The following is a 22,740-nucleotide window of genomic DNA, read 5'->3' as shown; positions in this document are numbered from 1 at the left end:
CATCCGTCACCCGGGCCTAAGGCCCCCCACCCGCAGAGATGCGGCACTCGCCCCATGTGGCGCCGCCCCCTGGCGGACGAGAGTGGTGGCACGGCAAGAAGCCGTGCCACCACTCTTCGTTTTCCACCAGGGAGAAGACCATGTACGAGTACGAACTCCACCAGCTCGCCGTCGCCGAGCTGATCCGCAGGGCCGACGAGCAGCGCACCGTCCGCCAGGCGGTGCTCGCCCGCCGCGCCGCCCGCCGCACAGGACGGGACGACACCGGAGGGCGGGTGGGGAAGAACCGGAGCTGGTTCGTCCGTGCCGCGTAGCGATGAACCCGCGAAAACCGGTAGCCGGAGTGTCGTACGCGTATGCGATGCTCGGCGACGTGGAGACCAACACCGTCAGCCCCGTCTTCGTCGGCCGAGCCGGTGAACTCGCCGCGCTCACCGGGACGCTCGCCCGTGCCGCCGCCGGAGAACCGCAGGCCCTGCTCCTCGGCGGCGAGGCAGGCGTCGGCAAGACACGGCTGGTCGAGGAGTTCACCACGGCGGCCCGCCGCCGGGACGCCGTGGTGGCCGTCGGCGGGTGCGTGGAGATCGGGGCCGACGGCCTGCCCTACGCCCCCTTCGCATCCGCTCTCAGCGCCCTGCGCAGAGCACTGCCGGAGGAACTGGCCGAGGCGCTGGCCGGCCAGGAGGGCGAGCTCGCCCGGCTGCTGCCCGAACTGGGCGAGGCCGACCGGGTGCCGGACGACGAGCACGGCACCGCCCGGCTCTTCGAGCTCGCCGCCCGGCTGCTGGAGCGCGTCTCCGCCACCCGTACGGTCGTTCTCGTCCTGGAGGACCTGCACTGGGCCGACGCCTCCACGCGCCATCTGCTCGCCTATCTCTTCCGCACCCTGCGCAGCGGCCGTCTCGTCGTGATCGGTACGTACCGCGCCGACGACGTCCACCGCCGCCACCCCCTGCGCCCCCTCCTCGCCGAGCTGGACCGGCTCCGCACCGTGCGCCGTATCGAGCTCGACCGCTTCAGCCGCGCCGAGGTCGGCCGGCAGCTCACCGGGATCCTCGCGATGGTCCCCGACGCCACGCTGGTCGACGACATCTTCGACCGCTCCGACGGCAACGCCTTCTTCGTGGAGGAGCTCGCCCGCAGCGTGGAGTGCTGCGGCGACAGCTCCGGGCTCTCCGACTCCCTCCGCGACCTCCTCCTGGTCCGTGTCGAGGCACTGCCCGAGAACGCGCAGCGGATCGCCCGGATCATCGCCGAGGGCGGCTCCACGGTCGAGCACCCCCTCCTCGCCGCCGTCGCCGGCCTCGCCGAGGACGACCTCGACGAAGCGCTGCGCGCGGCGGTCGGCGCCAACCTGCTGCTGCCCGCCCCCGACACCGACGGATACCGCTTCCGGCACTCGCTGGTCCGCGAGGCCGTCAGCGACGACCTGCTGCCAGGCGAACGCACACGCCTCAACCGCCGCTACGCCGAGGCGCTGGAGAGCGACCCCTCACTCGTACGCGCCGACGAGCGCGCCGCACGCCTCGCCAGCTACTGGTACGCCGCACACGACGCGGTCAAGGCGCTGCCCGCCGTGCTCCAGGCAGCGGTGGCGGCCCGGCGCCGCTACGCCTACAGCGAGCAACTCCGGCTGCTGGAAAGGGCCATGGAGCTCTGGGACGACGTACCCGACGAGGTGCGCGCCACCCTGCGGCCGCTCGACCACGCCGAGGCCTACCCGGGGTGCGGCTGCGATCCGGCGGACCCGCTGGGCTACCTCGACCTGATGGCCGAGGCCACGGTGTCCGCCCGCTTCGGCGGCGATCGCGAACGGGCCCTGGCCATCGCGAAGAAGGCGCTGCGCATCCTGGACCGGAACCGGGACCCGCTGCGCGCGGCGTGGTTCTGGGTGCAGCGTTCCCTCCTGATGCAGAGCCTCTCCCGGGGGGACGGCCGGCAGGAACTGGCCACCGCCGAGGACCTGGTGCGGGGCCTGCGGCCTTCCGCCGTGCACGCCGACGTCCTGGCGTCCGTCGCGAGCTGGGGCGCCCTGCACAGGCCCGGACCCGAGACGCTGGTCGCGGCCGACCGGGCCGTGGAGTACGCCCGGCTCGTCGGCGAGGAGTCCATCGAGCTGCACGCCAGGCTCACCCGCGGCTGGCTCACGATCGACGCGGGCGACGTCGAGGAGGGCGTCGCCGAGATGTACGCCGTGCGGGACCGGTCCGAGGAACTGCACCTGGTGGGCGTCATGAGCCGTGCCGCGGTCAACCTGCCCTCGTCGCTCGAATCCTGCGGCCGCTCCCTCGAGGCGGTGTCGGCCGCCGACCACGGCATTCAGATCTGCCACAGCCACGGGGTCCCCGAGTCCGAGGCCTGGGCACGGGCCAACCAGGCGCAGTCGTACTACTCGCTGGGGCACTGGAAGGAGAGCCTGGCCGCCGCGGAGGCCGCGGCCCCGCTGGCCCGGTCCCGCAAGTCGAACGCCCTGGTGGCCGCCCGCCGCACCGACCTGGCCCTGGCCACCGGAGACTTCGAGGAGGCCGAGGGGCAACTGGCCCTGAACAGGCGTCACCTCGGCCACGACCCGCAGCCGCAGCACCTGATCAGCCCGGTGCGGCACGCCATGGTCCTCGCGGCCCGGCACGGCAGGATCCCCGAGGCGCGGGCCGCGTTCGAGGCACAGTCCGACATCGGTCTCCCGCCGGGAACGCAGCGGTACTCCCTGCCGCTGCTCCACGCCGCCGCCGCGATAGAGGCCGACGCACGCGGGCTGCCCGCCACGGAGCCCGGCCGGCCGGCGGTCCTGGAGCGGATCCGGAGCCATCTCAAGCGGCTGCCGATGCTGGTGCCCGTCTGGGCGGCCTACGGCGTGCTGATCGAGGCGGACCTGGCCAGGGCGGAAGGGGCGGACACCCCGGACCACTGGTGCAGGGCGGCCACCGCCTTCGCTCCCCTCCAGCGCCCCTACGAGCTGGCCCAGATCCGTCACCACTGGGCGGAGGCGATCCTCATCGCGTCCGGCGACCGGGCGCCGGCGGCGGGACTCCTGCGCGAAGCCCACGCGGTGGCGGTACGGCTCGGCGCGCGCCCGCTCGCGGAGAGCGTCGAGCTGCTGGCCGGCCGGGCACGTATCGAGCTCACCGGGCCGGACGGCGACGCCCCCGACCGGCCCGCCGGACCCGCCCCGGCGGTGGACGCGATCGAGTCGTTCGGGCTGACCTCGCGGGAACAGGAGGTGCACCGGCTGGTCGCGGCGGGATACACCAACCGCCGGATCGCGGAGGAGCTGTACATCTCGCCGAAGACCGCCAGCGTGCACGTCTCCAACATCCTGGCGAAGCTGAGCGTCTCCAGCCGTGGCGAGGCGGCCGCACTCGCCCACCGCTTCCGGCTGTACGCGGCGGGGTGAGAGCGGGCCTGCGGCGGGCCTACCGGTCGTCCGTGGGCGGCGGGCTGCTGTGCCCCCTCCGGCATTCCGGCCGGCTACCGCACCTTCAGCAGCAGGATCCGGTCGTCGCCCGACTTCGCGGTGCCACGGCCGTCCGTGTTGCTCGTGACCAGCCACAGCCTGTCGCCGCCTGCGGCGAGCACCGTGCGGAGACGGCCGTACTTCCCTTCCAGGAACGCCTGGGGGGCAGCCAGAGGTTCCCCGTCCGCCTTGCCCGACAGAGGAATCCGCCAGAGCCGCTCCCCCCGCAGCCCCGCCATCCAGATGGACCCCTCGGCGTACGCGATGCCACTCGGAGAGGCCTCGGAGGTCTTCCACTGGGCCACCGGGTCGACGAAACCCTGCTTCCCCTTCTTGCCCTCGACATCGGGCCAGCCGTAGTTCCTGCCCGGCTCGATCAGATTCAGCTCGTCCCAGGTGTCCTGGCCGAATTCCGCCGCCCAGAGCCGCTTCCCGCTGTCCCAGGCCAGGCCCTGCACATTGCGGTGACCGTACGAATAGACCAGCGAGTCGCCCTCGGGATTGCCGTGCACCGGCTCTCCGTCGGGCGTCATCCGCAGGATCTTGCCCGAGAGGGACTTCTTGTCCTGTGCGAGGCCCGAGTCGCCCGTCTCGCCCGTGCCCGCGTACAGCATGCGGTCGGGGCCGAAAGCGATCCGCCCGCCGTTGTGGATCGAGCCCTTCGGGATCCCCCGCAGGATGGTGTCCGGGGCACCCAGCTGCTGGCCGGCGGGCTTCTCCTCGTCGTACTGGAGGCGGGCGATGCGGTTGTCCGACTCGGTGGTGAAGTACGCGTAGACCAGGTGGTCCGCCCCGTAGGTCGGGGCGACGGCGAGACCGAGCAGCCCGCCCTCACCCGCGGGCGCGACTCCCGGCACCGAGCCCAGCAGGGTCTTCTTGCCGCTCTCCCCGTCGACCCGGGTGATCGTCGCCTCGTCACGCGAGGCGACCAGCAGGTCGCCCCCGGGCAGTGGAGCCAGGCCCCAGGGGGACGCGAGGCCGTCCGTGAGCGTCTTCACCACGTCGGCCGAGCCCTTGGCCGGCGGAAGGTCGGCCGACGGGCTCGCCGAGGCCGGGGGAGCCGACGTGGGGCTCGCCGGCGCGGTGGCACCGCCGGCCGGGCGGTCATCGGACGAGCACGCGGACAACAGGAGGGAGGCCGAGGCGAGCAGGGCCACCGCCCCCTTGCGCAGCACGGGAGTTTGCACAGCACCGATCCTTTCGACGGTCGCACGTCCACTGTTCTTACACCGCTGCTCCGCGCGGGTTCCCGGTCTCCGCCAATTCTCCAGCCGGAGAGCCGGAGAGTCAGGCCGACCGGCGGATGGGGGCCTCGTGGGGCTCAGTCCCACGACCCCCTGGCCCGTGGCACGCCGGCCACCTCGGCCAGGTCACGGTCCGTGAGGACCAGCCCCGCCGCCCCCGCGTTCTCCACGGCCCACTGCTCCCGCTTCGCGCCGGGCACGGGCACCACATGGCGGCCCTGCCGCAGGACCCACGCCAGAGCCACCTGCGCCGGAGTGGCGCCGTGCCGCTCCGCGACCCTGCGCAGCCCCGCCACAACCGGCTGGTTGGCCGCCATCATCTCCGCGGTGAAGCGCGGGTGCCTGGCCCGCGGGTCGTCCGGCTCGAAACCCTGGCCGGGCTTGAGGGTGCCCGTGAGATAGCCGCTGCCCAGCGGCATCGCCGCGAGCACACCCACCCCCCGGGCCGCGCACCACGGCAGCAGATCCTCCAGCGCCTGGGGCGACCACACGGAGAGCTCCGCCTGGACCGCGCTGACGGGAAAGACCTGCTGCATCCGCTCGAGCTGCCGGATGGTCCCGTCGTGCATCCGTGCCCCAGGTCCACGGCCCGCCCTGGCACCCACCGCGCACAGCCCGAGCGCCCGCACCTTGCCGGCCGTGACCAGATCCGCCATCGCGCCCCAGGTCTCCTCGACCGGCACCTCCGGATCCGCCCGGTGCAGCTGGTAGAGATCGATCACATCGGTCTGCAGCCGACGCAGCGATGCGTCACAGGCCCGGCGCACATAACCGGGCCGCCCGTTGGCCACGATGTGCTGATCGCCCACCAGCAGACCGCACTTGGTGGAGAGGAAGGCCTCGGAACGACGGCCCTTGAGCGCCCGGCCGATGAGCAGCTCGTTGGTGAAGGGCCCGTACATGTCGGCGGTGTCGAGCAGTTGGACGCCCGCGTCCAGCGCCGCGTGCACGGTCCGCACCGAGCGGTCACCGCGCTGCTGCGACGTGCTGTAGGCCCAGCTCATCGGCATACAGCCCAGCCCGACCGCACCCACGGCGAGCGCCGCCGCACCGATAGTCCTGCGCTCCAACTCCCCGAACCCTCCCTCGCCCCGTGATCACGGGGCCACCAGCCCCAAAGTAACCTCTGCGGTTCCGTGCCCTTCGCATAGCCTCCTGGCCATGACTTCCACATCTGCTGCCGACGTATGGCTCCCGTTCCCCGCCGATGAGATCGACGGCCTCCCCGAGGGTCTCAACTACCGCTTGTGGGACGGCGGCCGGGAGTACCCGGCGGATCCCGCCGACTGCGCGTTCTACGTCGTTCCTTACATGAAGGGCCCGGAGGTCGCGGTCCGTCCGCTCAAGGGGATGCACGCCGTCCAGGTCGTCCAGACCCTCTCCGCGGGAATCGACCACGTGGAGCCGGGGATCGGTCTGCTGCCCACCGGGGTGCGGCTGTGCAACGCCAAGAGCGTGCACGAGGCCTCGACGGCCGAGCTCGCACTCGCCCTGATCCTCGCCTCGCTCCGGGGGTTCCCCGGATTCGTCCACGGCCAGGACAAGGAGGAGTGGCGGTCCGGCTTCTATCCGGCGCTCGCCGACAAGTCGGTTCTCGTGGTCGGTTACGGATCGATCGGCTCGGCCATCGAGGACAGGCTCGAACCCTTCGAGTGCGCGCGGGTGGTGCGCGTCGCGCGCTCCGCACGGGCAACCGCACGCGGCCCCGTACACGCGCTCGACGATCTGCCCGCCCTGCTTCCCGAGGCCGACATCGTCATCCTGTCCACCCCGCTGAATCCGTCCACACAAGGGCTGGTGGGCCCCGGCTTCCTCGCCGCCATGCGGGACGGCGCACTGCTCGTGAACGTCGCGCGGGGCGCCGTCGTCGACACCGACGCCCTGTTGTCCGAACTCGAGTCCGGGCGACTGCGTGCCGCGCTCGACGTGACCGACCCCGAACCGCTGCCCGCGGGCCATCCTCTCTGGCATGCTCCCCACACACTGATCACCCCTCATGTGGGCGGCAGCACCTCCGCGTTCCTGCCCCGGGCCAAGCGCCTGCTGGCCGGACAGCTCACCCGGTTCGCCGCCGGAGAGCCGGTCGCCAACCTCGTCCTGACGACCGGCTGACCACGCTCCGAAGCTTTTCGGCGGCGCTGCGTTCCGGTAACACCGCAGGTGGTAACGGAGAGTAGAGAAGGTATGTCCCTGAGTGACGGCTCTGGTGTATCGTCCACAAGAGGGCTGCGCCGTGGAAGGGACGGCGCCGGGGGGAAGCGGAACGCGAGGGGGCGACGGGCGATGTTCGGCCAGTGGAGAGACGATCCGACGCGGCGGGGCGGGCAGGCGAGGCGGGCGGCGGCGAGGGCGCCGGGGCCCATCCCTGGAGCCCTCCGGTGAGCGCCCTCGCGGCCCTGCTCTCCCGGCAGCCGGCCTCCGGACGGACCGTGGGGCTGCGTTCCCAGCTCATCCTCGGTGCCGTCTGCGCCGGATATGCGGTGGGGGCCGCGTTCGGCTGGGGGTCGCCCGGAGCCGCCCTGTTCATGGGCGACTTCGGCCTCTGCGTCGCCGCCCTGATCGCCGCCGTGTCGTGCTTCCTCTACGCCCGCGCCGGCGGGAACCGGTTCCGGCCCGCCTGGCTCCTCTTCTCGCTCTCCTCGGCCATGGCCGCCGGAGGCAACGCGGTCTGGGGGTGGTACGAGGTGGTGCTCACCCGCCCGGTGCCCGCCCCCTCCCTCGCGGACCTCTTCTTCCTCTGCTTCGCACCGCCCGCCATCGTCGGGCTGCTCGTCCTGGCCAAGCGGCCCGTCACCCGGGCCGGATGGGTCTGCCTGGTGCTGGACGCCTGGCTGATCGGCGGATCCCTGCTGACGCTCTCCTGGAGCCTCGCGCTGGCCCACACCGCCCATGTCGTCAACGCCGCGGGGGAGAGCGTGGCCAGGGCGGCGCTCTCGCTGGCCTACCCGCTGCTCGACATCGTGCTGGTCTCCATGGTCCTCGCGCTGCACTTCCGGCGCGTCAACATGAACCGCTCCGCGGTGAACACCGCCATCGCCGGCCTCGCCCTGACCGTGCTGTGCGACGCCCTGTTCACAGCACCGCTGCTGCGCTCGGCCTACCAGTCGGGCCAGCTGCTGGACGCGGGCTGGTTCGCCGGTTCCCTGCTCCTCGCGTACGCCCCCTGGGGCGCTCGCCGGGGCCAGGACAACGCTGTCGAGGCCCCCTGCCCGGAGCCGCGAGCCGCGAGCCGCCCGATCGCCGGGTCCCTCGCCGCGCTCACGCCGTATCTGGCCGCGGCGGTCTGCACCCTGGGCATCCTGTACAACGTGGTGGAGGGCCGCAGGGTCGACCGGGTCGTGGTCCTCACCGGATGCACGGTCGTGCTCGCCCTGGTCCTCCGCCAGGCCATCATGCTTCTCGACAACATCACGCTCACCCAGGAACTCGCCCAGAAGGAGAACCACTTCCGCTCCCTGGTGCAGGGGTCGAGCGACGTCATCATGATCGCCGAACCCAGCGGAGTGCTCCGTTACGTGAGCCCGGCGGCGGCCGGGGTCTACCGCCGCGACGCCGAGGACCTCGTCGGTGCGGAGCTGTCGTCGATCATCCACCCCGATGACCTCGGGGGAGTGGTCCACGAGCTGCGGCGCTTCCTCGCCGCGCCTTCCAGGGAGGAGCCCACCACCCGGATCGAGTGCAGATTCGGATCGGGCTCGGGCGACTGGCTCCACGTGGAGTCCACCGTCAACCGTCACCAGGGCGGCCTGCTGCTCAACAGCCGTGATGTGACCGAGCGGGTCAGGCTGCAGGCGCAGCTCCAGCACAACGCCGAGCACGACCCGCTCACCGACCTGCCCAACCGCGCCCTCTTCACCACCCGGGTCCGTCAGGCGCTCGGAGGCCGCCGGGCCGGGGACCCGGGCACCGCCGTGCTCTTCATCGACCTCGACGGCTTCAAGGCGGTCAACGACTCCATCGGCCACCAGGCGGGCGACGAGCTCCTCGTCCAGGCCGCACGCCGCCTCCAGGAGTCAGTACGCACCTCGGACACCGCGGCACGCCTCGGGGGCGACGAGTTCGCCGCGCTCATCGTCGGGGACGGCACCCGCGACCAGGCGGCCAGGGAGTATCAGGTCCACGACATCGCCGACCGGCTGCGTCTCAGGCTCTCCCAGCCGTACCGGATCGGCACCGGTGAGGTCCGGGTGGCCGCCTCCATCGGGGTCGCCTTCGCCGAGCCCTCCATCACGCCCAAGGACCTCATGCGCAACGCCGACCTCGCCATGTACCGCGCGAAGGCGAGCGGCAAGGACCGCGTCGAGCTGTACGCCCCCCAGATGCAGGCGGACGTAGTGCGCCGCTCCGAGCTCGCGGCACGGCTCCGCACCGCCCTGCGCGACGGTGAGTTCTCCCTGCTCCACCAGCCCGTCGTCCACCTGGCCAGCGGCACGGTCGCCGCCGTCGCCGCCCAGGCCCGCTGGCGTTCGGCCCAGGGCATCCTGTTCACCCCCGCCGAGTTCCTCCGCGTCTCCGAGGACAGCGACCGCGCCGCCGAGCTCGGCACCTGGCTCCTGGAGGAGGCGGTCGAGCAGGCCGCCGACCGGTCCCGGGCCGGGCATCCGGTCTCCGTCTCGGTGCGTGTGTCGGCCGCCCGGCTCCTGGACCGAGCCCTGCCCCTGGGGTCCGTCGAGGCGCTCCTGACCCGGCACGGACTGCCCTCCGGCGCCCTGATGATCGAGGTGTCGGACAGCGACTCGCGGATCTCCGTCGACGAGCTGGAGCGGCGGCTGGTCGCTCTGCGCCGGCTCGGCGTCCGGATCGCCCTCGACGGATTCGGCAGCGGGTACGCCGCGGTCAACGCCCTGCGCCGGCTCCCCATCGACGTACTGAAGCTGGACAGGTGCCTGGTGGAGGGGGTCGTCGAGTCGGCGAGACTGCACAAGATCACCAGCGGGCTGCTGCGCATCGCCGGAGATCTCGGGATGCAGTCAGTGGCCGACGGGGTGGACGTGCCCGAACAGGTGCGCGCACTGCGGGCCATGGGGTGCACGCACGGGCAGGGGATGGCCTTCGCGGGCCCCCTCGACGAGTACCGGCTGCGGCGCACCCTGATCAGGGGGAAGTATCCCGTCCCGGGCATCGGCCAGGCCGCTCAGCCGGTGCTCGCGGGTGGCGCGATCCCGCTCCGGGGCCGCTCACATGATGAGACGCCCGTCCCACCCACTTGACACCTTCGCGTGCCGGAGAGAGGGTCAATGCCATGCGCACCCGAATTCTCGTACTTGGAAAGCGCGTCGGCTGAAGCAGGGTCACTCACAGACACCCTGCAGACCGCACCGGCGCGCTCCCCTCGCTTGCCTCACGGCACGAGGGGTTTTTTGTTGCACCGGGACCTTTCGAAACACCAAAAAAACACCGCATAAACCCTCAGCTTCGAGAAGAGAATGCCGATGACCGAGCAGGCCACCGGGGCCCAGCACCCGCAGCCGCGGGCCCGTAACGGCGGACCGTCCTCCGCCTCCGCCGTTGAGCACCTCACGGGCGCGCAGTCCCTCATCCGTTCTCTCGAGGAAGTCGGCGCCGACACCGTATTCGGGCTCCCCGGCGGCTGCATCCTGCCGGCGTACGACCCGCTGATGGACTCCACCCGGGTCCGTCACATCCTGGTCCGCCACGAGCAGGGCGCCGGTCACGCCGCCACCGGTTACGCCCAGGCCACCGGCAAGGTCGGCGTCTGCATGGTCACCTCCGGCCCCGGCGCCACCAACCTGGTCACCCCGATCGCCGACGCGGCCATGGACTCCGTCCCGATGGTCGCGATCACCGGGCAGGTGGCCTCCTCCGCCATCGGTACGGACGCCTTCCAGGAAGCCGACATCTGCGGCATCACCATGCCGATCACCAAGCACAACTTCCTGGTCACGCGCGCCGAGGACATCCCGCACACCATCGCCGAGGCCTTCCACATCGCCTCCACCGGCCGCCCGGGACCGGTCCTGGTCGACATCGCCAAGGACGCGCTGCAGTCGAAGACCACCTTCAGCTGGCCGCCGACGATGGATCTGCCCGGCTACCGCCCGGTCACCAAGCCGCACGCCAAGCAGATCCGCGAGGCCGCCAAGCTCATCACCCAGGCCAAGCGGCCGGTGCTCTACGTCGGCGGCGGCGTCATGAAGGCCGGTGCCACCGCCGAGCTGAAGGTCCTGGCAGAGCTCACCGGAGCGCCCGTCACCACCACCCTGATGGCGCTCGGCTCCTTCCCCGACAGTCACCCGCTGCACGTGGGGATGCCCGGCATGCACGGTGCGGTCACCGCCGTCACCGCGCTGCAGAAGGCCGACCTGATCGTCGCGCTCGGGGCCAGGTTCGACGACCGGGTCACCGGCAAGCTGGACAGCTTCGCCCCGTACGCCAAGATCGTCCACGCGGACATCGACCCGGCCGAGATCGGCAAGAACCGCGCCGCCGACGTCCCGATCGTCGGCGACGCCCGCGAGGTCATCGCCGACCTCGTCCAGGCGGTCCAGGCCGAGCACACCGAGGGCCGTAAGGGCGACTACGCGGCCTGGTGGAAGGACCTCAACCGCTGGCGCGAGACCTACCCGGTCGGCTACGACCTGCCGGAGGACGGCAGCCTCTCGCCGCAGCAGGTCATCCAGCGCATCGGCGAACTCGCCCCCGAGGGCACGATCTTCGCGGCGGGCGTCGGCCAGCACCAGATGTGGGCCTCGCACTTCATCCAGTACGAGCAGCCCGCCACCTGGCTCAACTCCGGCGGCGCCGGGACCATGGGCTACGCCGTCCCGGCCGCGATGGGCGCCAAGGCCGGCATGCCCGAGCGCGCGGTCTGGGCGATCGACGGCGACGGCTGCTTCCAGATGACCAACCAGGAACTCACCACCTGCGCGCTCAACAACATCCCGATCAAGGTCGCCATCATCAACAACGGCGCGCTCGGGATGGTCCGCCAGTGGCAGACCCTGTTCTACAACCAGCGGTACTCCAACACCGTGCTGCACTCCGGCGCGGACACGGACGGCATCCCCGCCAAGGGCACCCGTGTGCCGGACTTCGTCAAGCTGTCCGAGGCCATGGGCTGCTACGCCATCCGCTGCGAGGACCCGGCCGACCTGGACAAGGCCATCGCCGAGGCCAACGCGATCAACGACCGCCCGGTCGTCATCGACTTCATCGTCCACGAGGACGCCATGGTGTGGCCGATGGTCGCCGCCGGCACCTCCAACGACGAGGTCATGGCGGCGCGTGGCGTCCGCCCCGACTTCGGCGACAACGAAGACGACTGAGAGACAGAGAGAGACCGACTCCATGTCCACCAAACACACGCTCTCCGTCCTGGTCGAGAACAAGCCGGGTGTCCTCGCCCGGATCACGGCCCTGTTCTCCCGGCGCGGCTTCAACATCGACTCGCTCGCGGTCGGTACCACCGAACATCCCGACATCTCACGCATCACCATTGTCGTGAATGTCGAGGGCCTGCCCCTGGAACAGGTGACCAAGCAGCTCAACAAGCTGGTCAACGTCCTGAAGATCGTCGAACTCGAGCCCACCGCAGCGATCCAGCGGGAGCTCGTCCTGGTGAAGGTCCGCGCCGACAACGAGACCCGCTCCCAGATCGTCGAGATCGTCCAGCTGTTCCGCGCCAAGACCGTGGACGTCTCCCCCGAGGCCGTCACGATCGAGGCGACAGGGGGCGCCGACAAGCTGGAGGCCATGCTCAAGATGCTGGAGCAGTTCGGCATCAAGGAGCTCGTCCAGTCCGGCACCATCGCCATAGGGCGCGGCGCGCGCTCGATCACCGACCGTTCTCTGCGCGCACTCGACCGTACGGCGTGACCCCGCACGGGCCCCTCGCCGCTCGTATGGCGAGACCCGGCAACGTATCCGACGCACCCCGCCGTACGGTGGGACGCAACACCTGCACACCAAGGAGAAGACCCAGTGGCCGAGCTGTTCTACGACGACGATGCCGACCTGTCCATCATCCAGGGCCGTAAGGTCGCGGTCCTCGGTTACGGCAGCCAGGGGCACGCCCACGCGCTGTCGCTGCGTGACTCGGGTGTCGACGTCCGTGTCGGTCTGCACGAGGGTTCGAAGTCCAAGGCCAAGGCCGAGGAGCAGGGCCTGCGCGTGGTGACCCCGTCCGAGGCCGCCGCCGAGGCCGACGTCATCATGATCCTGGTCCCGGACCCGATCCAGGCCCAGGTCTACGAGGAGTCCGTCAAGGACAACCTCAAGGACGGCGACGCGCTGTTCTTCGGCCACGGCCTGAACATCCGCTTCGACTTCATCAAGCCGCCGGCCAACGTCGACGTCTGCATGGTCGCCCCGAAGGGCCCGGGCCACCTGGTCCGCCGCCAGTACGAGGAGGGCCGCGGCGTCCCGTGCATCGTGGCCGTCGAGCAGAACCCGACGGGCAAGGGCCTGGAGCTCGCCCTGTCCTACGCGAAGGGCATCGGCGGCACCCGCGCCGGCGTCATCAAGACGACCTTCACCGAGGAGACCGAGACCGACCTGTTCGGTGAGCAGGCCGTCCTCTGTGGTGGCACCGCCGCCCTGGTCAAGGCCGGTTTCGAGACGCTGACCGAGGCCGGCTACCAGCCGGAGATCGCGTACTTCGAGTGCCTCCACGAGCTGAAGCTCATCGTGGACCTCATGTACGAGGGCGGCCTCGACAAGATGCGCTGGTCCATCTCGGAGACCGCCGAGTGGGGCGACTACGTCACCGGCCCGCGCATCATCACCGACGCCACCAAGGCCGAGATGAAGAAGATCCTCGCCGAGATCCAGGACGGCACGTTCGCCAAGGCGTGGATGGCCGAGTACCACAACGGTCTGCCCAAGTACAACGAGTACAAGAAGGCCGACAGCGAGTCCCTGCTGGAGACCACAGGCAAGGAGCTCCGCAAGCTCATGAGCTGGGTCGACGACGAGGACGCCTGAGTTCTCGCCGAGGGGCAGGTCCGCACCGGGCCTGCCCCTCGGCGCAAGGCCGGCCTCACACCCCGTGTCACTGCGGGGAGAGGAGGGTGGCAGGAGACGGCGCCGTACGTCTGTACAGACCGTCCACCCCTTGCGGGTGATCCTTCCACCGGGGCGCAGTATGTGCCCGGCCGCATGACTACACTCTCACCAACACATACACGCGTCAGGGCCCACAGTGTCGTGCGTCTTCCACGCGGCTAGCCCCTCCACCGCCTGCGGCCGTCGGGACGGCCGTCCGCACTGGACTTGTGAGGACACACGTGAGCTCGAAACCTGTCGTACTCATCGCCGAAGAGCTGTCGCCCGCCACGGTCGACGCCCTGGGTCCGGATTTCGAGATCCGGCACTGCAACGGCGCGGACCGCGCCGAGCTCCTCCCCGCGATCGTCGACGTCGACGCGATCCTGGTGCGTTCCGCCACCAAGGTCGACGCCGAGGCCATCGCCGCGGCGAAGCACCTGAAGGTCGTCGCCCGCGCGGGCGTCGGTCTGGACAACGTCGACGTCTCCTCGGCCACCAAGGCCGGCGTGATGGTCGTCAACGCGCCGACGTCCAACATCGTCACCGCCGCCGAGCTGGCCTGTGGCCTTCTCGTCGCGACCGCGCGCAACATCCCGCAGGCCAACACCGCCCTGAAGAACGGCGAGTGGAAGCGCTCCAAGTACACGGGTGTCGAGCTCAGCGAGAAGACCCTCGGCGTCGTCGGCCTCGGCCGCATCGGCGTCCTGGTCGCGCAGCGCATGTCGGCCTTCGGCATGAAGATCGTCGCGTACGACCCCTACGTGCAGCCCGCGCGCGCCGCACAGATGGGCGTCAAGCTCCTCACGCTGGACGAGCTGCTCGAGGTCTCCGACTTCATCACGGTGCACCTGCCCAAGACCCCCGAGACGCTCGGCCTCATCGGCGACGACGCGCTGCACAAGGTGAAGCCCTCGGTGCGCATCGTCAACGCCGCGCGTGGCGGCATCGTCGACGAGGAGGCGCTCGCCTCCGCCCTCAAGGAGGGCCGGGTCGCCGGCGCCGGTCTGGACGTGTACACCAAGGAGCCCTGCACGGACTCCCCGCTGTTCCAGTTCGACCAGGTCGTCTGCACCCCGCACCTCGGTGCCTCCACCGACGAGGCGCAGGAGAAGGCGGGCATCGCGGTCGCCAAGTCCGTCCGCCTGGCGCTCGCCGGTGAGCTCGTCCCCGACGCGGTCAACGTCCAGGGCGGTGTCATCGCCGAGGACGTGCGCCCCGGACTGCCGCTCGCCGAGAAGCTCGGCCGGATCTTCACCGCGCTCGCGGGCGAGGTCGCGGCCCGCCTCGACGTCGAGGTGTACGGCGAGATCACCCAGCACGACGTCAAGGTGCTCGAACTCTCCGCGCTCAAGGGCGTCTTCGAGGACGTCGTCGACGAGACCGTCAGCTACGTCAACGCCCCGCTCTTCGCGCAGGAGCGCGGTGTCGAGGTCCGCCTCACCACCAGCTCCGAGTCGCCGGACCACCGCAACGTGGTGACCGTCCGGGGCACGCTGTCGAACGGCGAGGAGGTCGCGGTCTCCGGCACGCTGGCCGGACCCAAGCACCTCCAGAAGATCGTCGCGATCGGTGAGCACGATGTCGACCTGGCGCTCGCCGACCACATGGTCGTCCTGAGGTACGAGGACCGTCCCGGCGTCGTCGGCGCGGTCGGCAAGATCCTCGGAGAGGCCGGGCTGAACATCGCCGGCATGCAGGTCTCCCGGCAGGACGCCGGCGGTGAGGCGCTGGTCGTCCTCACTGTCGACGACACCATCCCGCAGTCGGTCCTCAACGAGATCTCCGACGAGATCGGTGCCGCCTCGGCCCGCTCGGTGAACCTCACCGACTGACCGTCTTCCGCACGTACGACCGCGCCCGGCGGACAGACTTCGCTCTGTCCGCCGGGCGCGGTCGTACGCGGCCCCCGGGGTCTCACGCGCTCACAGCCGAGCCTGCTTCAGCGCCATGTGCAGCAGCAGGCGGTCCTCGCCGTCGTTCAGGTCGAGGCCGGTGAGCTGCTGGACCCGGGAGAGCCGGTAGTAGAGCGTCTGGCGGTGGATCCCCAGCTCGGCGGCCGTCCGGCTCGCCTGGCCCGCGCAGTCGAGGAACACCTCGGCGGTGCGGGCCAGTTCGGCGTGGGGCGGGGTCAGCAGGGGACGCACGGCCCGGTCCGGCGGGGTGTCCGCGGCGCTGGGGAGGGCGGCCAGGAGCCGGTAGGGGCCGATGGCCGACCAGTCGGCGACCGGGCCGTAGCGGGACTCCGCCGAGGCGGCGCGGGCGGCGGACAGGGCCTCGTGCCAGGAGTCGGCCAGCTCCGCCAGACCCCGGCGCGGGGCGGCGAGACCACCGGTCGCGGCGGGCCCGGCGGCGGTGCGCAGCCGCTGGGCGGCCGTCGTCGCCGGGTCGAGCGCCTCGGGGGAGCGCAGCCGGACCAGGGCGGCCAGGGCCTGGCCGCCGGCCCCGGGCGCAGTGGCGAGGGCCGCCGCCGACGGCACCGTGCGCACGGACGGGGTCTCCCCGGGCCACGGGGTCACGCACACCACCGTGTGCAGTCCGTCCGCGTCGGCCCCCAGGGCGTCGTGCAGCGCGGCCACCGCCATGTCACGCTGCCAGCCGCGCCCCGCGACGAGCACCGCGCCGAACTCTCTCGACAGGTCCGAGCCCGCCCGCTCCTCGTCGGCGAGCAGGGCCCCGATCCGGGACGCCACGTCCATCGCCGCGGTCAGCTGCCCTTCGGCGGGCCCCGGGTCGGCGTCCAGCAGCCATACATAACCCAGGACGACACCCCGATGGCGTACCGGAAGGCAGATGCGGTCCCGGAAAACCCCGGCCTCCGGGGCTGCCGGGATGCGGACCGGGCCCGTCGCACGGGTGATGCCGAAACCCTCGAACCAGGCGCGGACCGCGGGGGTGGAGCGCCGGGTGAGGATCGAGCGCGTACGGACGGGGTCCATGGCCGTGTCGTCGTCGCTGTCGTGGGCCCCGAAGGCGACCAGGCCGAAATCGCGGTTCTCCAGCGTCGCGGGGGCGCTGAGCAGCGCGGAGATCTCGTCGACCAGCTCCTGGTAATCGCCCTTCACTCCGCCATTCTCGCACCTCTTCAGACATATGTCTGAGATCCAGTACACGGATGCGTGACAGCTGTCGATGGCAGGCGGGTACACGGGTCCCTAGATTTCACAGTGGTTCTCCGTGCCGTCCCGGTCTGTTCATATGCGTACCGGTCCGGCCTCGTTCGTACTCCGTGGAGGTGCCCCGTGCTGGGTCCCGTGATTCTCGCCGCGTCACGCAGCGACAAGATGCGTCGTTTCATCTCGGCCGCGCCGGGCACCAGGCAGGTCGTCGACCGCTTCATCGCCGGTGAGGGCGTCGACCAGGTCGTCCCCGTCATCCAGGACGCCGCCGCCAAGGGCCTCCAGGTCACCCTGGACGTCGTGGGCGAGGACATCACCACTCCGGAGCAGGCCGCCGCCGCGCGCGACGCCTACCTGGAGCTCGTCGGCCGCCTCGAGGAGCTGGGCCTCGGCACCCAGGCCGAGATGTCCGTCAAGCTCTCGATGTTCGGCCAGGCGCTGGAAAACGGCCACGAGCTGGCCCTCGCCAACGTCCGCCCCGTCGTCGAGGCCGCCGCCGCGATCGGTACCACGGTCACGCTGGACGCCGAGGACCACACCACCCTCGACTCGATGTTCGCCATCCACGAGGAGCTGCGGAAGGACTTCCCGCAGACCGGCTGCGTGATCCAGTCCTACCTGTTCCGCACCGAGGCCGACGCTCGCCGGCTCGCCGCCGCGGGCAGCCGGGTCCGCCTGGTCAAGGGCGCCTACAAGGAGCCCGCCTCCGTCGCGTACCAGAGCAAGCCGGAGATCGACAAGGCGTACGTCCGCATCCTGAAGACGCTGATGCTGGGCGAGGGCTACCCGATGATCGGCTCCCACGATCCCCGTCTCATCGCCATCGGCCAGGAGCTCGCACGCCAGGCCGGGCGCAAACTGGACGAGTACGAGTTCCAGATGCTGTATGGCATCCGCAGCGACGAGCACGTCCGGCTCGCGGCCGAGGGCCACCGGATGCGCGTCTACACGGCGTACGGCACCGACTGGTACGGGTACTTCATGCGCCGCCTCGCGGAGAAGCCGGCCAACCTCCTCTTCTTCGCCCGCTCTGTCGTCACCAAGGGCTGAACCACAGGGCTGACCTGCCCGGCCGACCACCCACCTCAACCAAGGAGACAAGGCACTCATGGACGCTGTCACCCAGGTCCCCGCGCCGGTCAACGAGCCGGTCCACTCCTACGCCCCCGGCACCGCCGAGCGAGCCCGCCTGGAGGCGAAGCTCAAGGAGCTCAGCCAGAACCCCGTCGACCTGCCGATGACCATCGGCGGCGAGAAGCGCATGGGCCGCGGCGAGCGTGTCGACGTCGTACAGCCGCACAACCACAAGGCCGTCATCGGCACCTTCGCCGGTGCCACCGAGCAGGACGCCCAGGACGCGGTCGACGCGGCCCTCGCCGCCGCTCCGGCCTGGCGCGCCATGTCCTTCGACGACCGCGCGGCCATCATCCTGCGCGCCGCCGAGCTGCTGTCCGGTCCCTGGCGCGAGACGCTGGCCGCCTCCACGATGCTCGGCCAGGGCAAGACCGCGCAGCAGGCCGAGATCGACTGTCCCTGCGAGCTCATCGACTTCTGGCGCTTCAACGTGCACTACGCGCGCCAGATCCTCGCCGAGCAGCCGCCGGCGAACTCCCCCGGTGTGTGGAACCGCATGGACCACCGCCCGCTCGAAGGCTTCGTCTACGCGATCACGCCGTTCAACTTCTCGGCCATCGCGGGCAACCTGCCCACCGCGCCCGCCCTCATGGGCAACGTCGTGGTGTGGAAGCCGTCCCCGACGCAGACCCACGCCGCCGTGCTGCTGATGCAGCTCCTGGAGGAGGCCGGGCTGCCCAAGGGCGTCATCAACCTGGTCACCGGCGACGGCATCGCCGTCTCCGAGGTGGCGCTGAACCACCGCGACCTGGCCGGTGTCCACTTCACCGGCTCGACCCCCACCTTCCAGCACCTGTGGAAGACGGTCGGCAACAACATCGCCAACTACCGCACCTACCCGCGGCTCGTCGGCGAGACCGGCGGCAAGGACTTCGTCGTCGCGCACCCGAGCGCCGACCGCGCCGTCCTGAAGACCGCGCTGACCCGTGGCTCCTTCGAGTACCAGGGCCAGAAGTGCTCTGCCTCCTCGCGCGCCTATGTCCCGGCCTCCATCTGGAACTCCGGTTTCAAGGAGGAGTTCGCGGCCGAGGTCGACTCCATCGCCATGGGTGACGTCACCGACCTGTCGCACTTCATGGGCGCCGTCATCGACGCGCGGTCCTTCGCGAAGAACAAGGCCGCGATCGACCGTGCCGCGGCCGACCCGACCTGCACGATCGTCGCCGGCGGCACGTACGACGACTCCGTCGGCTACTTCGTCCGCCCGACGGTCATCGCGTGCGACGACCCGGCCAACGAGGTCTTCACCACGGAGTACTTCGGCCCGATCCTCGCCGTGCACGTCTACGAGGACGAGAAGTACGACGCCATGCTGGAGCAGATGGAGTCGGTCTCCGACTACGCGCTGACGGGCGCGGTCATCTCCAACGACCGTGCGGCCGCCGCCTACACGATGGACAAGCTCCGCTACGCCGCGGGCAACTTCTACATCAACGACAAGTCGACCGGTGCCGTCGTCGGCCAGCAGCCCTTCGGCGGCGGCCGTGGCTCGGGCACCAACGACAAGGCGGGCGCCCCGCAGAACCTGCAGCGCTGGACGCTGACCCGCGCCATCAAGGAGACGCTGGTCGCGCCGACCGACTACACCTACCCCCACCAGGGCTAAGAGGGTGGCGGGTGGCCTCCGCCCTCCGGGGCGCCCCTCCGGGCGCCCCGCCCCGCACTCCGCCTCCCGACCGGCTCCCCCCGCCGGCCGGGAGGCGGTTCCCATTTCGGGGCCGGCCCTCAGCCCTTCACGGTGAAACCGGCCCGCAGGAGGGCGTCGTCGTCCGAGGACGGGCCGACGAGCAGCTCGAAGGCCCCGGGCTCGACGACGCGCCGTCCCGCGGCGTCCACGAGGGTGCACTCGGAGACCGGGAGTTCCAGCAGCACCTCGCGCGCCTCGCCCGGGGCGAGCGTCACCTGGCTGTAGGCCTTGAGCTCCTTCTCGGCCCAGGTCACGGACGTCACGGTGTCGCTGACGTACACCTGCACGGTCTCCAGGGCGGGCCGCGCCCCGGTGTTGTGGACGGTGACGCGCGCCCGCAGCGTGTCGTTCTCCCCGACGCTCGCCGTGAGCACCTCCAGAGCGGAGTAGGCCACGGTGGTGTAGCTCAGGCCCTCGCCGAAGAGGAAGGCAGGACGCTGGGTGAGGTCGGCGTACCGGGAGCCGTGCTGGCCGCGGATCTGGTTGTAGTACGTCGGCTGCTGACCGGCGTGCCGGGCGAAGGAGACGGGCAGCCGGCCCGACGGCTCGACGAGGCCCAGCAGGACCTCCGCCACCGCACGGCCGCCCTGCATGCCCGGGTTGAAGGCGTGCAGGATCGCCGCCGCGCCGAGTGCGGACGGCGGCAGCACCAGCGGCTTCGAGCTGATGACCACCACGACGAGCGGCTTGCCGGTCGCGGCGAGCGCGTCGAGCAGCGCGACCTGGCCGCCGACGAGCTCCAGGGTCGCGGTCGAGCGCCCCTCGCCGACCAGCTCGATACGGTCGCCCACCACGGCTACGACGTGATCGGCGGCCTCGGCGGCGGCGACGGCCTCGGCGATCAGGGCGTCGGAGGGCTCCGCGGGCACGACGACCTCCGGGCGGGGCTGCCCGTCCGGGAAGAACGCGCCCTCCGGGTCGGGACCCACCGAGAGGATCTCGGCGCCCCGCGCGTAGGTGACGTTCCAGCTGTCCGGTACATGCTCGCGGAAGCCGTCGAGGACGGTACGGATCATGGCGCGCGGGTGGCCGTCCGGCAGCCAGTCCGTCTGGCCGGAGGAACCCGCCCAGTCGCCCAACTGCGTCTGCGCGTCATCGGCGTTGGGCCCGATGACGGCGACCGTACGGGGAGCCGAGCCGGCCGGGGCGACGGCGCGCCCGTCCTCGTCCGGCACGAGAGTGCTGCCCAGCGGGAGGGCGCCGTCGTTGGTGAGGAGCACCAGCGAACGGCGGGCGGCCTCCAGGTTCAGCGTGGTGTGCGCGGTGCTGCCGATGACGGCGGCCTGCCGGGCGGCGTCGGGGTGGCGGGGGTTCTCGAAGAGGCCGAGCTCGAACTTCAGCGTCAGGACGCGCGCTACCGCGGCGTCGATCTCCGCCTCGTCCAGGGTGCCGTCGGCGACCGCGCTCTGCGCGCCCTCGAAGAACTGGGGGGTGGCCATCACCATGTCGTTGCCCGCCCGGACCGCCGCCGCGGCGGCCTGGGCGTGTTCGGCGTAGATCTTCTGCTCCCACACCATGCGGCCGACGTTGTCCCAGTCGGTGACCAGCGTGCCGGTGTAGCCCCACTCGCCGCGCAGCACGTCGTTGAGCAGCCAGTCGTTCACGGTGATCGGCACCCCGTCCATGGACTGGTAGCCGAGCATGAACGTACGGCAGCCCTCGCGCGCGACCCGCTCGAACGGGGGCAGGAACCAGGAGCGGAGCTTGCGCCGGGAGATGTCGGCCTCGCTCGCGTCCCGGCCGCCCTGCGTCTCGGAGTAGCCCGCGAAGTGCTTGGCGCACGCCAGGATCGCCGTCGGGTCGCTCAGGCCCTCGCCCTGGTAGCCGCGGACCATCGCCGACGCCAGTTCGCCGATCAGGAAAGGGTCCTCGCCGAAGGTCTCACTGACCCGGCCCCAGCGCAGGTCCCGGGTGATGCAGAGCACCGGCGAGAACGTCCAGTGGACGCCCGTCGCCGCGACCTCGACGGCGGTGGCCCTGGCGACACGCTCCACGAGCTCCGCGTCCCAGGCCGCGGCCAGACCGAGCTGCGTGGGGTAGATCGTGGCCCCCTCCCAGAAGGAGTGGCCGTGGATGCAGTCCTCGGCGACCAGCAGCGGGATGCGCAGCCGGGTCCGCCCGGTCAGCTCCGCCGCTTCGAGGACATGTGCCGGCGAGGCGTGGACGAGCGAGCCCGCGTGCAGGTCCTCGATGAGGTGGCGTACCCCGTTCTTGGCGTTCAGCTGGAGCATCTGACCGGTCTTCTCGGCCAGGGTCATGCGGCCGAGGAGGTCGCCGACCCGCTCGGCGACGGGGAGAGCGGGGTCCAGATAGGGCAGGGAGGGGGCCACCGGGGGTCCTTTCGCGAATGGTTCTCCTTCACCATAGAGTCAATACCGACCACCTGGTAAGTATCTCCGGGGCCCAATCTCGGGTGCCGGGGCCCCGGGCGGTTGAATGGGTGTCCGATGCGCGAAGTGCCGGCGGGACCGATGCCGGCGGACCGGGAGAGTGGGGCGAGTGGCGGCCGAAGCACCGCGCGGCTACGCGAAGGGCCGTGCGAAGCGGCGCGAGATCCTCGATCAGGCCATGGCCCTGTTCGGCGAGGCCGGCTACCGGGGTGCGTCGCTACGGGTGATCGCGACCCGCAGCGGCATCTCGCACACCGGCCTGCTGCACCACTTCCCGACCAAGGAGGCGCTGCTGCTCGCCGTGCTGGAGCACCGCGACGACGTGGACGACGCATGGCTCTCGGTCGGCGGCACCACGGGTGTCCAACGGCTGCGGCGCTTCGCCGAACTGGCCGCGCTGAACGCCGGACGGCGCGGGATCGTCGAGCTGTTCTCGGTGGTCTCCACCGAGGCGACGGCCGCCGACCACCCCGCCCACGGATACTTCGTACGCCGCTACGAGAACTCGGTCGCGGGTGCCCAGCTCGCCTACGAACAGGCGCGCGTGCAGGGCGCGCTGCGCGCCGGGATCGCACCCGCCGACGCCGGCCGGCAGCTGATCGCCCTGATGGACGGGCTCCAGGTGCAGTGGCTGCTCAGCGACTGCGCCACGGACATGGCCGGCGTCCTGCGCGCGCACATCGAGGCGCAGCTCACCGTGGCCCTCTGA

15 protein-coding genes are annotated in these 22,740 nt (G+C 71.2%); 11 read left to right on the top strand and 4 right to left on the bottom strand.

Features of this window, described 5'->3' with window-relative positions; genetic code table 11:
* The first annotated feature begins 140 nt into the window (after nucleotides 1-140).
* Nucleotides 141-314 (top strand): hypothetical protein, encoded by a 174-nt coding sequence (locus tag ACIREO_RS01200; RefSeq protein WP_404103263.1) that lies wholly within the window; start codon nucleotides 141-143, stop codon nucleotides 312-314.
* A 47-nt stretch (nucleotides 315-361) separates the two neighbouring features.
* Nucleotides 362-3,394 (top strand): AAA family ATPase, encoded by a 3,033-nt coding sequence (locus tag ACIREO_RS01195; protein ID WP_404104449.1) that lies wholly within the window; start codon nucleotides 362-364, stop codon nucleotides 3,392-3,394.
* 74 nt (nucleotides 3,395-3,468) lie between these two features.
* On the opposite strand, the gene ACIREO_RS01190 is transcribed toward ACIREO_RS01195, so the two are convergent.
* Both ACIREO_RS01190 and ACIREO_RS01185 read right to left on the bottom strand, forming a co-directional pair.
* Nucleotides 3,469-4,641, bottom strand: a complete 1,173-nt coding sequence (locus ACIREO_RS01190) for a PQQ-dependent sugar dehydrogenase (RefSeq protein ID WP_404103262.1) — start codon at nucleotides 4,639-4,641, stop codon at nucleotides 3,469-3,471.
* Between the two features lie 134 nt (nucleotides 4,642-4,775).
* On the bottom strand, nucleotides 4,776-5,732 hold the full coding sequence (locus ACIREO_RS01185; RefSeq protein ID WP_404104446.1) for an aldo/keto reductase: 957 nt from the start codon (nucleotides 5,730-5,732) through the stop codon (nucleotides 4,776-4,778).
* A 127-nt stretch (nucleotides 5,733-5,859) separates the two neighbouring features.
* On the opposite strand from ACIREO_RS01185, the gene ACIREO_RS01180 reads away from it, so the two are divergent.
* The 6 genes from ACIREO_RS01180 to serA all read left to right on the top strand — a co-directional run bounded on the left by ACIREO_RS01180 (nucleotide 5,860) and on the right by serA (nucleotide 15,536).
* Nucleotides 5,860-6,810: a 2-hydroxyacid dehydrogenase gene (locus tag ACIREO_RS01180; RefSeq protein WP_404103260.1), complete on the top strand. Its 951-nt coding sequence runs from the start codon at nucleotides 5,860-5,862 to the stop codon at nucleotides 6,808-6,810.
* Between the two features lie 266 nt (nucleotides 6,811-7,076).
* The gene (locus ACIREO_RS01175; protein ID WP_404104444.1) at nucleotides 7,077-9,908 is read left to right on the top strand and encodes a putative bifunctional diguanylate cyclase/phosphodiesterase; all 2,832 of its coding nucleotides are present in this window, start codon (nucleotides 7,077-7,079) and stop codon (nucleotides 9,906-9,908) included.
* A 216-nt stretch (nucleotides 9,909-10,124) separates the two neighbouring features.
* Complete coding sequence (locus ACIREO_RS01170) at nucleotides 10,125-11,984, top strand: acetolactate synthase large subunit (RefSeq protein WP_404103257.1); 1,860 nt, start codon at nucleotides 10,125-10,127, stop codon at nucleotides 11,982-11,984.
* A 22-nt stretch (nucleotides 11,985-12,006) separates the two neighbouring features.
* The gene (ilvN, locus tag ACIREO_RS01165; RefSeq protein ID WP_014153920.1) at nucleotides 12,007-12,534 is read left to right on the top strand and encodes an acetolactate synthase small subunit; all 528 of its coding nucleotides are present in this window, start codon (nucleotides 12,007-12,009) and stop codon (nucleotides 12,532-12,534) included.
* Nucleotides 12,535-12,639: 105 nt separating this feature from the next.
* The gene (gene ilvC / locus ACIREO_RS01160; protein ID WP_404103254.1) at nucleotides 12,640-13,641 is read left to right on the top strand and encodes a ketol-acid reductoisomerase; all 1,002 of its coding nucleotides are present in this window, start codon (nucleotides 12,640-12,642) and stop codon (nucleotides 13,639-13,641) included.
* A 302-nt stretch (nucleotides 13,642-13,943) separates the two neighbouring features.
* Nucleotides 13,944-15,536 (top strand): phosphoglycerate dehydrogenase, encoded by a 1,593-nt coding sequence (gene serA / locus ACIREO_RS01155; protein ID WP_404103251.1) that lies wholly within the window; start codon nucleotides 13,944-13,946, stop codon nucleotides 15,534-15,536.
* Nucleotides 15,537-15,626: 90 nt separating this feature from the next.
* On the opposite strand, the gene ACIREO_RS01150 is transcribed toward serA, so the two are convergent.
* On the bottom strand, nucleotides 15,627-16,766 hold the full coding sequence (locus ACIREO_RS01150) for a PucR family transcriptional regulator (protein WP_404103248.1): 1,140 nt from the start codon (nucleotides 16,764-16,766) through the stop codon (nucleotides 15,627-15,629).
* Nucleotides 16,767-16,943: 177 nt separating this feature from the next.
* Between ACIREO_RS01150 and ACIREO_RS01145 the strand changes: the two genes are divergently transcribed.
* A complete protein-coding gene (locus ACIREO_RS01145; RefSeq protein ID WP_404103245.1) occupies nucleotides 16,944-17,870 on the top strand; it encodes a proline dehydrogenase family protein in 927 nt (308 codons plus the stop codon).
* A 58-nt stretch (nucleotides 17,871-17,928) separates the two neighbouring features.
* Entirely contained in the window at nucleotides 17,929-19,560 is a 1,632-nt protein-coding gene (pruA, locus tag ACIREO_RS01140) for an L-glutamate gamma-semialdehyde dehydrogenase (RefSeq protein ID WP_404103242.1), read from the top strand.
* A gap of 119 nt (nucleotides 19,561-19,679) precedes the next feature.
* On the opposite strand, the gene ACIREO_RS01135 is transcribed toward pruA, so the two are convergent.
* Nucleotides 19,680-21,971: a glycoside hydrolase family 3 N-terminal domain-containing protein gene (locus ACIREO_RS01135; protein ID WP_404103239.1), complete on the bottom strand. Its 2,292-nt coding sequence runs from the start codon at nucleotides 21,969-21,971 to the stop codon at nucleotides 19,680-19,682.
* A 169-nt stretch (nucleotides 21,972-22,140) separates the two neighbouring features.
* On the opposite strand from ACIREO_RS01135, the gene ACIREO_RS01130 reads away from it, so the two are divergent.
* On the top strand, nucleotides 22,141-22,740 hold the full coding sequence (locus ACIREO_RS01130) for a TetR/AcrR family transcriptional regulator (protein WP_404103237.1): 600 nt from the start codon (nucleotides 22,141-22,143) through the stop codon (nucleotides 22,738-22,740).

The sequence above is a fragment of the Streptomyces sp. NPDC102441 genome (assembly GCF_044765585.1).
Taxonomy (GTDB): domain Bacteria; phylum Actinomycetota; class Actinomycetes; order Streptomycetales; family Streptomycetaceae; genus Streptomyces.
Note: the sequence above shows the minus strand (reverse complement) of the source record. Positions and strands in the feature narration are given on the sequence as shown.

Coding starts and splice junctions, on each gene's coding strand:
- ACIREO_RS01200 (WP_404103263.1), top strand. CDS start 141: ATGTACGAGTACGAACTCCACCAGCTCGCCGTCGCCGAGCTGATCCGC.
- ACIREO_RS01195 (WP_404104449.1), top strand. CDS start 362: ATGCTCGGCGACGTGGAGACCAACACCGTCAGCCCCGTCTTCGTCGGC.
- ACIREO_RS01180 (WP_404103260.1), top strand. CDS start 5,860: ATGACTTCCACATCTGCTGCCGACGTATGGCTCCCGTTCCCCGCCGAT.
- ACIREO_RS01170 (WP_404103257.1), top strand. CDS start 10,125: ATGCCGATGACCGAGCAGGCCACCGGGGCCCAGCACCCGCAGCCGCGG.
- ilvN (WP_014153920.1), top strand. CDS start 12,007: ATGTCCACCAAACACACGCTCTCCGTCCTGGTCGAGAACAAGCCGGGT.
- pruA (WP_404103242.1), top strand. CDS start 17,929: ATGGACGCTGTCACCCAGGTCCCCGCGCCGGTCAACGAGCCGGTCCAC.